Source organism: Neotamlana sargassicola (assembly GCF_020523965.1).
Classification (GTDB): domain Bacteria; phylum Bacteroidota; class Bacteroidia; order Flavobacteriales; family Flavobacteriaceae; genus Neotamlana; species Neotamlana sargassicola.
Genome location: NZ_JAJAPX010000001.1, coordinates 168,323 through 183,801, shown reverse-complemented (window position 1 = coordinate 183,801; position 15,479 = coordinate 168,323). Strand labels below are relative to the sequence as shown.

The following is a 15,479-nucleotide window of genomic DNA, read 5'->3' as shown; positions in this document are numbered from 1 at the left end:
TTATGAAATTAATAATCAGACTTCTTTTAAACGCAATAATTGTATTCGCCTTAGCGCATGTGTTAAGTGGCGTTTACGTAAATAGTTACGTTACAGCAATAATTGTAGCTGTAGTTATTTCAATTTTAAACTTAATTGTAAAGCCAATTTTAGTCATCTTTACCTTGCCAATAACCATTGTAACTCTAGGGCTATTTCTTTTGGTAATTAATGCAATAATTATTTTGCTTGCAGATAATTTAATAGCCGGATTTTCGGTAAGTAGTATCTGGACCGCTATTTTATTTAGTTTATTATTGTCGTTTTTGCAATCTATAGTACAATCTACACTAAAAGAAGACAAAAAGTAGTCTAAAAATCAAGTAATTAAAAACTTTGTTGGGATGTAAAAATAGCTTACTTTTGCATCCCGATTTTAATTTCTGTTAAAGTTGAATTTCCGCGAAAGCGAAATTGGTAAAGTTTGGGTTGTAAAACCTACATTAAATTGTTAAACACCTTTATAGGTTATATATTGTTACAATGAATATTACAAGAGAAAACGTTGATGCATTAAATGCTGTAGTAAAAGTAGATATCGCAAAAGAAGATTACAGCGATAAAGTAGAAAAAATCTTAACAGATTACAGAAAAACAGCTAACATTCCTGGTTTTAGAAAAGGGCATGTGCCAATGGGAATGGTGAAGAAACAATACGGAAAAGCCGTTTTAGTTGATGAAGTAAATAAGCTTTTACAAGATGCTTTAAACAAGTATTTAACCGAAGAGAAATTAGACGTTCTTGGGCAACCATTACCAAAACCTCAGGATGATATTGATTGGGATGCCGAAAAATTCTCATTTGAATTCGAATTAGGTTTAGCTCCAGAATTTGAAGTAGAATTAAAAGGTAAAAAAGCCATTACGCAATACAATATTGTTGCAGACGATAAAATGATTGATGAGCAAGTAGAGCGTATTCAAAAACAATATGGCAAATTAGTATCTCAAGAAACTGTTGAAAAAGACAGTGAAATTACAGGAACTTTTACCAACGAAGAAAAAGAAATAGATAATAAAGTAACTTTAACTTTAGATAAGTTTGAAGGAAAAGCTACCGAAAAACAATTTATAGGAGCTAAAGTTGGCGATGTAATTACATTAAAAACAAAAGGCCTTTATAGTGATGAGCATGAATTAATGCACGCTTTAAAATTAAGTCACGACGATGTACATGGTTTAGATATTGAAGTAAACTTTACCATTAACGAAATAAACAAGCGTGAACTTGCAGATTTAGATCAAGAGTTGTTCGATAAGCTTTTTGGTGAAGGAACCGTAAAGTCTGTAACTGAGCTTAAAGACAAGATTAAGGAAGATGCCGAAAAGCAATTTGTGCAACAAGCAGACCAAAAGTTATTAAACGATGTTACCGAATATTTAGTTGAAAACACAAAATTCGATTTACCAGCAGAATTTTTAACAAAATGGATGCAAACTGCAGGTGAAAAAGAAATGAATGCAGAAGAGGCTAAAGAAGAATACGAAAAGTCTGAAAAAAGCTTACGTTACCAATTAATTGAAGGTAAATTAATTGAAGCTAACGATATTAAAATTACTATGGATGATATTAAAGATCATGCACGTAATATGATTAAAGCGCAAATGGCTCAATTCGGTCAAATGAATCCATCAGATAAAGAATTAGACGATATTGCTGCTCGTGTTTTATCTAACCAAGATGAAGCTCGCAGAATTTCAGAACAAATAATAAGTCAGAGATTGTTAGAGGTTTACAAAGAAAAAGCAAACCTTAAAACAAAAGAATTAAGTTACGAAAACTTTGTTAAAGAAGTTTATGGCGACAAGTAATTAAAAAATTAAATGCTTATCTTTAGGCGCTTAAATCGATAGGTTTAAGCGCCTTTTTATTATAAACTTAATTAGATTTTGATTTAACTTATTTTAAATCAAATAATTATAAAATAAATTTCGTATTATATATGGATTACGCAAAAGAATTTGAAAAATTCGCGATAAAAGATCAAGGTATAAGCAGTACATACTACAATAAAATAATAAGCAGTATGTATCCAACCAATTTAACGCCAAATATTATTGAAGAACGCCAAATGAATATAGCTGTTTTCGATGTATTTTCACGTTTAATGATGGATAGAATTATATTTTTAGGAACAGGAATAAACGATCAGGTAGCAAATATTGTACAAGCACAATTACTGTTTTTAGAAAGTACAGATGCTAATAAAGATATTCAAATATACATTAACTCACCAGGAGGAAGCGTTTATGCAGGTTTAGGTATTTACGATACTATGCAATTTATAAAGCCAGATGTCGCTACAATTTGTACAGGTATGGCAGCTTCGATGGGTGCGGTTTTACTTTGTGCAGGAGCCAAAGGTAAGCGAAGTGGTTTAACACACTCTCGTGTAATGATTCACCAACCATTAGGAGGCGCTCAAGGTCAAGCTAGTGATATTGAAATTACAGCCAAAGAAATTCTTACTTTAAAAGAAGAACTTTATAAAATAATAAGTAAGCATTCAGGGCAAGATTACGACAAAATATATGAAGATAGTGATAGAGATTACTGGATGAAAGCCGATAAAGCTAAAGAATACGGTATGATTGACGAGATTTTGGCTCGTAATTAAAATATAATTTTGTAAATTTAATATTGATTTACAGTGATTTACAACAAAAAATAGAAATAGATTAATGGCAAAGGAAGAATTAGAATGTTCATTTTGCGGTCGTAAAAAATCGGAAACTAACTTATTAATTGCAGGTCTAGATGCACATATTTGCGACAGATGTATCGAGCAAGCTCATGGCATTGTTTTAGAAGAATCGAAGCAAAACGATGGTAGCGATTTATCTGCGGAATTAAAGCTTAAAAAGCCACTGCAAATAAAAGAGTTTTTAGATGAATATATAATTGGTCAAGATGTTACAAAAAAAGTAATGTCTGTAGCTGTATATAACCATTACAAGCGTTTGTTGCAAACCCCAACAAAGGATGATATTGATATTCAAAAAAGTAATATCGTTATGGTTGGGCAAACAGGAACCGGTAAAACTTTAATGGCAAAAACGGTTGCAAGAATGTTAAACGTACCTTTAGCTATTGTTGATGCTACAGTTTTAACAGAAGCTGGATATGTAGGTGAAGATGTAGAAAGTATTTTAACAAGACTATTACAAGCAGCCGATTATAATTTAGAAAAAGCAGAAAAAGGAATTGTTTTTATAGATGAAATTGATAAAATTGCTCGTAAAAGCGATAACCCTTCTATAACTAGAGATGTATCAGGCGAAGGCGTACAACAAGCCTTATTAAAGCTTTTAGAAGGAACTGTTGTAAATGTACCACCAAAAGGAGGTCGTAAACACCCCGATCAAAAATTTATTGAGGTTAATACCGAAAATATTCTGTTTATTGCAGGAGGAGCCTTCGATGGTATTGAGCGCGTTATTTCAAAACGTTTAAATATGCAAGCTGTTGGTTACAGTGCTTCAATGTCTGATGATGTTGTAGATCAGAATCATTTACTTCAATACATTATACCAAAAGATTTAAAAGATTTTGGTTTAATACCAGAAATAATTGGTCGTTTACCAGTGCTAACCTACATGGATCCGTTAGATGCTAAAACATTAAGAGCAATTTTAACCGAGCCTAAAAATGCCTTAATCAAACAATATAAAAAATTGTTTGGTATGGACGATATAGAATTTAGCATAACAGATGGTGCCTTAGAGTTTATTGTTGAAAAAGCAATAGAGTATAAATTAGGAGCAAGAGGTTTACGTTCGCTTTGTGAAGAAATATTAACCGATGCTATGTTTGAATTACCAAGTAGCAAAGAGAAAAAATTAAACGTTACCAAAACCTACGCGGAAGAAAAACTTACAAAAACTACTTTAAAAAAGCTTAAGGCAGTTTCATAAAAGTTTATCATATAAAAAAAATAAAAAACCACGATAATTTATTTTATCGTGGTTTTTTTATGGGTTTTAGTTTTGTGCTAAAAGTGTTTTATTTTGAATACACTGTGTTTCGTTTGGCTTATTCTTCTAAAATTACAAACTCAACACGTCTATTTGCTTGTAACTCTTCATCGGTACAATTATTTGTACAGTTTATTAATGGTTTAGATTCTCCGTGTCCTTTTGATTGTAGTCTGTTTGCATCAATACCATTTTGTATTAAAAACTTAACGGCCGAATCAGCACGTTTGTTCGATAGGTTTAAGTTATAAGCATCTCTGCCTTTATTATCTGTATGTGCATTAATAACTAACTTCATTGTTGGGTGTGCTTTTAAAACTTTTACTACTTTGTTCAATGAAATAGTAGATTCTTCTTTTACACTATATTTATTAAAATCGAAATAAATATTTTCTAAAACAATTCGTAATTCGTCGTTTACTTTAGCAATTACAGGCTCGGTGGTTTGTAATTCTAAATTTTTATTGTAAGTGGTTTTAGTGCTTTTAAACGCTTCAAAGGTTTCGGCGGTATCTTTAAATCCATCCTTTTGTGCACTGATTACATATTTTTCCAAAGGTGCTACGTTAAAGCTGTATTTTGCATCTTCACCAGTAATAGTCCTCGCTATTTCTTCGCCATCTTCATCTTTTAAAATAACTACCGTATTTGGTAATTTTATTTGGGTGTTTAAATCTAATACCTCGCCTTCAATATTTTGAATAACTTCATTGTTTACAGCTGTATAAATATCGAAGCTTCCGCGACCGTTTTGTCTGTTAGATGATAAATAACCTTTGTTTTTAGCTGCTAAGAAATAGGCTACTTCGTCGTAAACCGTATTAATGGTATTACCTAAGTTTCTTGGTGATTTATACCCCGAAGCGTTTGAAATTTTACTAACAAACAAATCATATCCTCCAATATTATCGTGTCCTTGTGAGGAGAAGTATAAGTATTTACCATCTATAGAAAGCGACGGATATTTGTCGTTTTCTGGGGTGTTTACATTTTTGCCTAAATTTTCTGGAGTGCTTAAAGTACCATCGGCATTAATGTTGGATACGTATAAATCGTAACCGCCAATGGCATCTGGTAAATTTGCAGAAAAATATAATTTGTCTCCTGCAGGATTAATAAAAGGATTTTCTATTGAAACATTTTCCTTGTTAATACTAAGTAACTGTTCGTTAATCCAATTCCCATGCGAATCTGGTTCTAAATCAGCTTTGTAAATTTTATATTCTAAAGAATTTTCTTTACTACTTCTGGTGTAGTACACGGTATTTTGATCTTTCGAAAATGTTAGTTGATCTTCGCTAGCATTCGTGTTTAATATTCTTGAAAATAGCATCGGGGAACTTAATTGGCCATTTTTAGAAATGTCTAAGCAGTAGTAGTCTTTGTAAGCCTCGCCCGTATTAGGATCGATTTTAGCTAAACCACCAATTTTTTTAGAAGAAACCATAATGAGTTTGTTTCTAAAAAAACCAGACCCAAATTCAGAGAATTTTGTATTAACACCAGCATCTAAAATTTTGAATTCAAATCCATTTGCTCCAATTTCTTCGGCAGGAACCGTTTTGTTTAGTTTAAAAAAAGAGTTGGTTTCGTTTAAATAATTTGCAGCAATTAGGTTGGAAGGCCCTTGTTGACTAATGGCTATATTAGTAATAAGGAAAACTATGAGGGAAAGTTTAGTTTTCATTTTAAATAAGAGGGATTGGTTAATTAATTAAAATAAATATATAAGCAAACACCTTGGTGAAAGAATTTCTTAGACCAAAAACAATTTAAATCGATAAGGATAGAAAATAAACTATGCTATTGCTTGTTAGTTGTTTAATTTTAGTAATTCTTCTAAATAATCTCTCGAATTGGATAAACGTGGAATTTTATGCTGGCCCCCAAGCTTATTATTTTGTTTTAACCAATCGTAAAAAAGGTTTTCACGAGCTACATTTATTTTGGGTTTATTTAAAGTGATGTTGTTAAATCGTTTAGCTTCATAATCGGAGTTTAGGGCTTTTAAAGCCTCGTCGAACAAATGATTAAAATTATCCATGTTTTTTGGTGGCGTTTTAAACTCAATTAGCCACTCGTGCGCTCCTTTTTCTTTGCCTTTCATAAAAATAGGAGCAGCAGTAAAATCTTTAATATCGCTTTGTGTTTGTTCGCAAACTTGTTTTATGGCTTGTTCGGCATTTTCAATTATAAGTTCTTCGCCAAAAACATTAATATGATGTTTAGTTCGTCCTGATATTTTTATGCGATATGGATTTAATGATGTAAACCTAACAGTATCTCCAATTTTATAACGCCATAAACCGGCATTCGTAGTTATAATTATAGCATAATTTTTACCGAGCTCTACAGCACTAAGCGGAATTGCGTATTCCTGTGGTGTAGCGTAAACTTCCATAGGAATAAACTCGTAAAATACACCGTAGTCTAGCATGAGTAATAACTCGTCTGAATTGTTTCTGTCTTGAATTGCAAAAAAGCCTTCGGATGCATTATAAATTTCGTAATAACGGAATCCAGATTTAGGTAATAATTTTTTGTATTGATCTTTGTATGGTGTGAAACTAACGCCGCCATGAAAGTAAACTTCTAGGTTTGGCCAAACATCGAATAAATTATTTTTTCCTGTAGTTTCTAAAACGTTATTTAATAAAACAAGCATCCAGGAAGGTACACCGGCTAAACTAGTAACATTTTCGTTTATAGTTTCGTTAACAATAGCCTGCATTTTATATTCCCAATCGCTCATAAGCGAAACTTTATTGCTTGGCGTACTGCTAAATTCGGCCCAAAATGGCATATTGTCTATTAAAATAGCCGATAAATCGCCAAACGAAGTGCCTTTTTCTTTGTAAAGTTGTTTGCTGCCCCCAAGACGTAAACTTTTACCTTTAAATAATTGCGCATCTTCGTTATTGTTTAAATACATGCATAACAAATCTTTACTCGCTGCATAGTGGCAATCTTCTAGAGATTCTTCACTTACGGGAATAAATTTACTTTTACTGCGCGTAGTGCCGCTCGATTTGGCAAACCATTTTATGGGTGTTGGCCAAAATAAATTGTTTTCGCCTTGCCTTGCACGTTGTATAACATCTTGCCAGTCGTCGTAATTTTGAATAGGAACACGTTCGGTAAATGTTTTGTAGCTTTTAATTGAGGCAAAATCGTATTTTTTACCTAATTCGGTATGTTTTGCAAAATCTAAAAGATTGAATAGCAGTTCATTTTGAACCTCGTTGGGGTATTTTAAAAACAGCTCAATTTGATGAATCCGTTTTTTCAAAATCCATGAAGCAATTGAATTTACTATGGTTATTGGCATATTTAGATTATATTTAAGATTTTAAAAATAAGATTTTTTTTTATGACTTACCAAGGTGTATTAACAAAAATGGAAACGGAGTTTTTAGAACCAATTAATTATTATTTGGTGTTCGAAAACGACTTTATAAACATGAACCAGTTGTTAAATAAAAGTATAACCTTACAGTTTGTTAAATACCAATGCTTAAACTGCGGTTTAAATAAAGCTATTTACCGACAAGGGTTTTGCAAAAGCTGTTTTTTTGATATTCCGCAGGCGGCCGATTGGATTATGCGCCCCGAATTAAGCACTGCCCATCTTGATAAAGAAGACCGCGATTTAGAATACGAAAAAAAGGTACAATTGCAGCCGCATATAGTGTATTTAGCAAATTCTAGTAATGTAAAAGTAGGAGTAACCAGAAAAAGCCAAGTACCAACACGATGGATAGACCAAGGTGCTCATGAAGCTATTGAAATTGTTGAGGTGCCTAATCGTTATTTGGCTGGAATTACGGAGGTAGCCTTGAAGGAATATGTTAGCGATAAAACAAATTGGCGAACTATGCTAAAAAACGAAATAGTGGACGAAAATTTAGTTGAATGGCGCGAAAAATTAAAAGCCTATATTCCAGATGAAGCTAAATCGTATTTTATAGAAAGTAATACCGAAACCAATTTAAATTTTCCGGTAGTAAAGTATCCAATAAAACCAAAAAGTTTAAACTTGGTAAAAAGCCAAACTTACACTGGTGTCCTTGCTGGAATAAAAGGTCAATATTTAATTTTTGAAGACGAAACCGTTTTTAATGTAAGAAGTAACGAAGGCTTGGTGGTCGATTTAATTGTTAATTAATCACTTATAGACCTTTAAAAATAAAATAACTGAGTGTAGCCAAAATAGATTAAATGTACTTTGGGCGCACTCAGTTATTTTATTTCAAGGAGATTTTGAAGTGTTTATATTTCTTCTTGATCTCTTAGCCCTTGTATGTAAGATGCTTTTTGTACTTCACGGCGACGCTCTACAGATGGTTTAGTAAAATATTGTTTGTCGCGTAAATTTTGCATTACTTTTACATTACGGTGTTTGCGTTTATAACGCTTTAAAGCACGTTCTATGCTTTCTCCTTCTTTTAAAATGATTTTTAACATATAGTTGTTTTAATTATTAAATATTTAATTGAATTTAGGTTTATCCTAAATATGTTTTTAATACCTTACTTTTCGAATTATGCCTAAGCCTACGAATTGCTTTTTCTTTTATTTGCCTTACACGTTCACGAGTTAAACCAAAAGCATCTCCTATTTCTTGCAAACTCATGGGGTGTTTTTGGCTAATGCCATAATAACACCTAATAACCTCGGCTTCTTTATTAGACAACATGTTTAAGGCACGATTTACCTCGGTGTTTAAAGATTTTTTTATTAAACCAGCATCTGGTTTAGGAGATTGGTTTGACGATACAACATCATATAAATTTGATGTTTCTCCTTCTTTAAATGGTGCATCCATCGATACATGTTTTCCAGAAACTTTCATCGATTGCTTAACATCGCTAATTGTTAAGTCGAGTTCGTTGGCTATTTCTTGGGCATTTGGCTCACGTTGGTACTCTTGTTCTAAAAAAGAATACGCTTTTTTTATTTTGTTAATTGAGCCAATTTTGTTCAAAGGTAAGCGAACTATTCGAGATTGTTCGGCTAAAGCTTGTAAAATTGCTTGACGAATCCACCAAACGGCATAAGAAATGAATTTAAAACCTCTAGTTTCATCAAAACGTTTCGCTGCTTTTACTAAGCCAGCATTACCTTCGTTTATTAAATCGGGTAGCGTTAAACCTTGATTTTGGTATTGTTTAGCTACCGAAACCACAAAACGTAAATTTGCCGTTGTTAGCTTGTCTAAGGCTTTTTGGTCGCCTTTTTTTATTCGCTGCGCTAATTCTACTTCTTCATCGGCAGTAATCATCGAAATTTTGCTAATGTCTTGTAAATATTTGTCTAGCGATTTAGACTCACGGTTTGTTACTTGTTTTGTGATTTTTAATTGTCTCATATATTACAGGTGCATTTTTAAAAAAAAGTTCTAACCTATAACATAGAGAAATAATCTAATAAACCTAATTTTTAGCCGTTTTTGTTTAAAAATAGGGTGAAAATGACTAAAAATTAACTAATTTTTAAGTTTTTTAATGGTTTTAAAAGTTTTTACTCGTCCGTTTTTTTGTTTTTGCTAAATAAACCTCCCAAAACGTTTTTTACTGTTTCCTTTGTAGAATTGTTTTGAGTTGAGTCTGTTGTTGTCGATTTGCTCGAAACAATATCTTGTAACACATTTGTAACCGTACTTTTTTGCTCACTTTTTATAGAATCGGTTTTGGTGTTATTACTTCCAATTAAACCTCCAAGCATGTCCTTTACTTTACTTTTTCCTTGGTCTAGCAATTTTTGTTTTTCAATTTCAATAAGTTGTGTGGTAAGGTTTTTCACACCACTTGTTAAGTCGGTTTTCACACTCGGGCTAGTTAAACTGCCGCCAATATTTGCAGTAACAGGAATGGTAATGTTGTTAGCTTCTTCTGTGTTTATTTTACCAATTAACTGGTTTACTTCACTTCCTAAGTATTTTGCTGGCACATCTAAAATGGCACTGTATTCTAAGCTTTGGTCGAAACCGTGAGCTCCGGAAACACTAATGTTAATGTCGTTGTATTTAATATCGAAAGGTTTTACGCTTACTTTGCCATTGGCAAAACTTAAACTTGTTTTTAAATCTTTTAAATCGATTTTACTAAAGTCAATAAAATTTAAAGCGCCATCTAACTTAGTTAACAGGGCACTATTTTTTTCTTCAATGTTTGTGGTTAAAAGTTCGGCAAGTGCATTACCCGAAATTGTACTAAGGTTTGGTGCAAGTTCATTATCTAAATCGCCCGAAAAACTTAAGGTTGTATTTAATTTACCTTGAAAGAAATTTGCAATTGGCGCAATGCTTTGTAGTAACTCTAAATCTTTAAACGATTGTGCAATATCGAAGCCATCGGCACCCAGTTTTAAATTAAAGGTTGGCGTTTCGTTTTTTGTTGAAACATCGCCCGAAACAGTTAATGCACCATCAAAAATTGATGATTTTAAGTTTTCGAGTGTGGCCTGTTGATCTTTTATATAAACCGTTCCGCTTAGGTTTTTCAAATTTAAATTATCGTAAACAACTGTATTTGCATTAGCGTGAATTATACACTCTAAAAATTGTGGAATTTTTAAAGCTTCTGTTGTAGTTGGTGCCTTGTTTTCTGGAGTTTCGGTTTCAGTTTCACTGGTCATAAAATCGCTCACTTTAAATGTATTCGATTTTAAATAAAAATCACCTTTTAAAGTATTGTCGCTAAGTAAAAATCCCATTAGGTTTTTAATTGTTCCGGTAGCATTTATATCGCTTTCTCCGGTTTTAGCTTCAAAATTATTGAGCGTTACATCGTCTGCCTTTAAACTCATTGAGGCGTTGGTAATATGAAGCGGATTATTTAGGTCTTCCGAAGAAAATACAAAATCGGTAATACTCGCTGTACCGCTATTTTTTATTCTTGAGTACGCATTGGTTTCAATAGCTTCCATATCGAAAGCAGTATTTAAATTAGCTTTTAAAATACCTGTTAATGTGGTTTCTAATTCTATTGGATAAGCTTTTGTAAGATTGGCTAAGTTTAAAACACCATTAACATTGGCGTTTACCAACATGTTTTTGGTTATGTTTTTTAAGGTTGCAGACGATTTAAATATATCTTGATCTATTTTAAAATCTAACTGATTTATGTTTACATAAGTGTCATCAACATTACCGGTTGTGTTTTTAATTTCGGTGTTGAGGTAAATATTATTTATTCCTTTAGGTAAATCGGGATATTTAAATGAGGCGTTGTTCGATGCTAAACTAATATCGAGGGTTGGTATAGTTTCTTCTGTAACTTTACCTTTTATAATACCTTTAATTTTAAAATTACCGGTAGTTTGTACGTTTTCAATACTTTTTGAATAGGTTTCAGGAATTAAGGCTAAAAAGTTTTTAAAGTCCGATTCTGGATTTTCAAAAGTGATGTCAATATCTTGACCATCTTCTATGAGTTGCACAAAACCATCAAACTCAATAGGTAATTGGTTAATGTAACCTTTGTTGTCTTTAAAAGTATATTTACTATTGGTTAAATCTAAACCAATAATGGCATCAAGTTTTATAGTATTATTGTTTAAATACATGGTGCTATCTAAACTAAAACTTACGTTTGTTTGGGTTTTTGTATTTAATTCTGAAGTTTCTGCAGAAAATGTTCCATGGCCTTCATGATTTAATTCGGTTAAAGAAAGTTGTGTTGCCGTAGCTTCGTCAATATAGGTAATGGCACTATTGTTTATACTATAATCTTGAATATCGAAAGTAAAACTGCTATTGCTATCTGCTTCTACTTGATTTTCGGTTTCTTTAGCAATGTCGTAATTGGCATTACCAAATTTATCGGTTTTTATGGTTAAAAGCGCTTCTTCAACAACAATAGATTTTACAGCCAATGGATCTTCGCTTGCTTTTTTTAGGAGCTCTTTTACATCCATAGTAAAAGCAATGTGTTTTGCAGAAACGAGCGTTTCGTTTTCAAAAGGTTTAAAAGTGGTAATTAGTAAATCGTCTACACTAATATGAGCCTTTGGAAAACTTTTTATAAAACTTAGGCTAACATCTTTAAATTCTACATTAGCATTTACACTTTCGTTAGCGTAACGTTTTATAATATCTTTTAATTTACCTTGAAAAGCAAAGGGAATTATAAGTAAAATAGCAAATAAAGTAAGTAAAGTTATGCCTATAATTTTTAAAAATTTTTTCATAAAAAGAATTTTTGGGGTTAGCGCTTTCGCGGAAGCAAATTTACAGGAATATACGTTGAAAAGCTGTTAAAAGTTGAAAATGGAGTCTTATCTTTTTGTTAATATTTAAGATGATTGAAGCTTTAAACGAATAGTCTATCTGTGGCTTTAAATTGTATTTTTAAGGGATTAGATTGCTAACTTAAAGCTCTTGATGTTAAAATGAAGGAAAAAAAGCTGCTAAAAACAAAAAAAACCGTTGAAAATCAATTGATTAACAACGGCTTTTGTACTGAAGGCGGGACTTGAACCCGCACGACCTAATGGTCATTGGATTTTAAGTCCAACGTGTCTACCAATTCCACCACTTCAGCAACTTGGTATATTTTAGAAAGTATCAGAGCGAAAGACGGGATTTGAACCCGCGACCCTCACCTTGGCAAGGTGATGCTCTACCCCTGAGCTACTTTCGCAGTCTTTTAATGAACGTGCAACCTCTCGATTGCGGATGCAAATTTAAACCTTTTCTTTTAATTACAAAGCCTTTTTTAAAAAATTAATAAAAATAATTTTATGCATGTTTTTTCTTAACCAACATACGTTTTATTTCATTTAATTTCATTAAAGCTTCTACAGGTGTAAGTGTGTCAATATCAGTGTTTAAAATTTCATCTTTAATATTTTCTAATAAAGGATCGTCTAAATTAAAAAAACTGAGTTGCATATCGTTTTCTAAAGTTTTTACCTTATCGGTGAGTTCTTCACTAGAATGCGATTGTTCTAATCTATTTAAAATTTTATTAGCACGCTGTAAAACTAATTGTGGCATTCCTGCCATTTTTGCTACATGAATACCAAAGCTATGCGCGCTTCCGCCTTTAACTAGCTTTCTTAAAAATAATACATTATCTTCTAGTTCTTTTACTGAAACATTAAAGTTTTTAATGCGCTCAAAAGTTTCAGTCATTTCATTTAACTCATGGTAATGCGTTGCAAACAATGTTTTTGGTTGCGCAGGGTGTTGGTGCAAATATTCGCTTATTGCCCAAGCTATAGAAATACCATCGTAAGTACTTGTACCACGCCCAATTTCGTCGAGCAACACCAAACTTCTGTCGCTTATATTATTTAAAATTGAAGCGGTTTCATTCATTTCTACCATAAAAGTAGATTCGCCCATCGATATATTATCGCTTGCACCAACCCGTGTAAAAATTTTATCAACTAACCCTATTTTTGCTTCTTTTGCAGGCACAAAACTTCCTATTTGGGCTAACAATACAATTAATGCAGTTTGACGCAAAATAGCAGATTTACCAGACATATTTGGGCCGGTAATCATTATAATTTGTTGCTCGCTTCTATCTAAAAAAATATCGTTTGCTATGTAAGCTTCACCTATTGGTAATTGTTTTTCAATAACTGGGTGGCGCCCCTCCTTTATGTCTAAATCGAATGAATCATCAATTGTTGGATACACATAATTATTATCGTTTGCTAACTGTGCGAAACCACACAAACAGTCTAATTGCCCAATTAAAAAAGCATTTTGTTGCACAGATTTTATGTATAAATTCATCCAACTAACCAAATCGGCAAAAAGCTGTTGTTCAATGGCCAAAATACGTTCTTCTGCACCTAAAATTTTGGTTTCGTATTCCTTTAATTCTTCGGTAATATAGCGTTCTGCACTTACTAAAGTTTGTTTTCTAACCCAATCTGTAGGCACTTTATCTTTATGGGTGTTTCTAACCTCAATATAATACCCAAACACATTATTTGAAGCTATTTTTAATGACGGAATACCAGTGCGCTCACTTTCGCGCTCCAACATTTTATCAAGATAATCTTTACCAGATTTTGATAAATTTCTAAGCTCATCTAACTCTTTTGAAAAGCCTTCAGCAATTGTATTTCCTTTTAAAACATTAACAGGCGCATCTTCATTTAAGGTCTGTTTTATTTTTTCACGAAGCACATCACAACCTTGTAACGTATCGCCAATAACTTTTAAAGAGTCGTTTTCGCAGTTTGATGCTATCGATTTTATGGGAACAATAGCTTCTAATGAATTTTTAAGCTGAATAACCTCGCGCGGACTTACTTTTCCGGTTGCTGTTTTTGAGATTAATCGCTCTAAATCGCCAATGTGTTTTATATGGTTTTGTATATTTTGAAGCGTGCCGCTTTCAGTTTTTAAAAAATGTACAACTTCGTGGCGCTGCTTAATTTTATCGCTACTTTTTAACGGTAAGGCTAACCAACGTTTTAGCATGCGCCCGCCCATTGGCGAAATGGTTTTATCGATAATATTTAATAACGTAACCGCATTGTTATTTGTTGAGCTATAAAGTTCTAAATTACGTATTGTAAATTTATCCATCCACACATAATCATCTTCAGCAATTCTTGCAATGGCAGTAATATGCTTTAATTTGTTATGCTGTGTTTCGCTTAAATAATGAAGTATGGAACCTGATGCAATAATGCCTTCATACAAATCTTCAACCCCAAAACCTTTTAAAGTCTTTGTGTTAAAATGTTTAATTAAAGTTTCGTTAGCGTAATCGGTTTGGTATACCCAATCTTCTAAATAAAAAGTGTGTAAATCGTCTCCAAAAGTGTCTTTAAAAATGGCTTTTTTCTGTTTAGAAACCAGAACTTCGCTAGGGTTAAAATTTTGAATTAACTTATCAATATATTCAGCATTCCCCTGTGAGGTTAAAAATTCGCCGGTAGAAATATCTAAAAAAGCAATCCCAATTGTTTTTTTATCGAAATATACCGAACATAAAAAATTGTTACTTTTTGATGTTAACACTTCATCATTTAAAGCAACACCAGGTGTAACAAGCTCGGTAACTCCTCTTTTTACAATGGTTTTGGTTTGTTTAGGATCTTCAAGTTGGTCGCAAATAGCAACGCGTTCTCCCGCTTTTACCAATTTTGGCAAATATGTATTTAAAGAATGGTGCGGAAAACCAGCTAAAGCCGTTTCGTTTTCACTTCCAGCGCCTCGTTTGGTTAAAATAATGCCTAAAATACCAGCCGCTTTAACCGCATCGTCTCCAAAAGTTTCGTAAAAATCTCCCACACGAAACAATAATAAAGCATCTGGATATTTTGCTTTAATGGCATTATACTGCTTCATTAACGGGGTTACTTTTTTTGCTTTTTTAGCCAACTGTAAAGTGATTTTTAAATGTTATTTTTGCCTCGATACTTATCGAGATTGTAAGATTGCTAAAGTAATGTATTTTCAACTTTTTATTTAAAATGAAAAACGATATTTTATT

At 32.5% G+C, this 15,479-nt stretch carries 11 protein-coding genes and 2 tRNA genes; 5 read left to right on the top strand and 8 right to left on the bottom strand.

What is annotated here, in order from left to right:
* Positions 1–2: 2 nt before the first annotated feature.
* The 4 genes from LG651_RS00775 (at position 3) to clpX (ending at position 3,954) form a co-directional block, all read left to right on the top strand.
* Positions 3–350: a phage holin family protein gene (locus LG651_RS00775; RefSeq protein ID WP_226694260.1), complete on the top strand. Its 348-nt coding sequence runs from the start codon at positions 3–5 to the stop codon at positions 348–350.
* A gap of 172 nt (positions 351–522) precedes the next feature.
* Positions 523–1,851: a trigger factor gene (gene tig / locus LG651_RS00770; protein ID WP_226694259.1), complete on the top strand. Its 1,329-nt coding sequence runs from the start codon at positions 523–525 to the stop codon at positions 1,849–1,851.
* A gap of 131 nt (positions 1,852–1,982) precedes the next feature.
* On the top strand, positions 1,983–2,657 hold the full coding sequence (gene clpP / locus LG651_RS00765) for an ATP-dependent Clp endopeptidase proteolytic subunit ClpP (RefSeq protein WP_044632868.1): 675 nt from the start codon (positions 1,983–1,985) through the stop codon (positions 2,655–2,657).
* A gap of 64 nt (positions 2,658–2,721) precedes the next feature.
* Entirely contained in the window at positions 2,722–3,954 is a 1,233-nt protein-coding gene (clpX, locus tag LG651_RS00760; protein WP_226694258.1) for an ATP-dependent Clp protease ATP-binding subunit ClpX, read from the top strand.
* Between the two features lie 118 nt (positions 3,955–4,072).
* Here the strand turns inward: clpX and LG651_RS00755 are convergent, their stop codons facing one another.
* Both LG651_RS00755 and LG651_RS00750 read right to left on the bottom strand, forming a co-directional pair.
* Positions 4,073–5,701, bottom strand: coding sequence for an OmpA family protein (locus tag LG651_RS00755; RefSeq protein WP_226694257.1), 1,629 nt, complete (start codon positions 5,699–5,701; stop codon positions 4,073–4,075).
* A 126-nt stretch (positions 5,702–5,827) separates the two neighbouring features.
* Entirely contained in the window at positions 5,828–7,342 is a 1,515-nt protein-coding gene (locus LG651_RS00750) for a GH3 auxin-responsive promoter family protein (protein ID WP_226694256.1), read from the bottom strand.
* Between the two features lie 42 nt (positions 7,343–7,384).
* On the opposite strand from LG651_RS00750, the gene LG651_RS00745 reads away from it, so the two are divergent.
* Entirely contained in the window at positions 7,385–8,179 is a 795-nt protein-coding gene (locus tag LG651_RS00745; RefSeq protein WP_226694255.1) for a DUF2797 domain-containing protein, read from the top strand.
* Positions 8,180–8,283: 104 nt separating this feature from the next.
* Here the strand turns inward: LG651_RS00745 and rpsU are convergent, their stop codons facing one another.
* The 6 genes from rpsU to mutS all read right to left on the bottom strand — a co-directional run bounded on the left by rpsU (position 8,284) and on the right by mutS (position 15,367).
* Positions 8,284–8,478: a 30S ribosomal protein S21 gene (rpsU, locus tag LG651_RS00740; RefSeq protein WP_226694254.1), complete on the bottom strand. Its 195-nt coding sequence runs from the start codon at positions 8,476–8,478 to the stop codon at positions 8,284–8,286.
* 40 nt (positions 8,479–8,518) lie between these two features.
* Positions 8,519–9,382: a sigma-70 family RNA polymerase sigma factor gene (locus tag LG651_RS00735; protein ID WP_226694253.1), complete on the bottom strand. Its 864-nt coding sequence runs from the start codon at positions 9,380–9,382 to the stop codon at positions 8,519–8,521.
* A 152-nt stretch (positions 9,383–9,534) separates the two neighbouring features.
* Positions 9,535–12,204: an AsmA-like C-terminal region-containing protein gene (locus LG651_RS00730; RefSeq protein WP_226694252.1), complete on the bottom strand. Its 2,670-nt coding sequence runs from the start codon at positions 12,202–12,204 to the stop codon at positions 9,535–9,537.
* A gap of 269 nt (positions 12,205–12,473) precedes the next feature.
* Positions 12,474–12,557: transfer RNA gene (locus LG651_RS00725), tRNA-Leu, on the bottom strand.
* Between the two features lie 27 nt (positions 12,558–12,584).
* Positions 12,585–12,656 (bottom strand) — tRNA-Gly (locus LG651_RS00720).
* 98 nt (positions 12,657–12,754) lie between these two features.
* Complete coding sequence (gene mutS, locus LG651_RS00715) at positions 12,755–15,367, bottom strand: DNA mismatch repair protein MutS (RefSeq protein ID WP_226694251.1); 2,613 nt, start codon at positions 15,365–15,367, stop codon at positions 12,755–12,757.
* Positions 15,368–15,479: the final 112 nt, after the last annotated feature.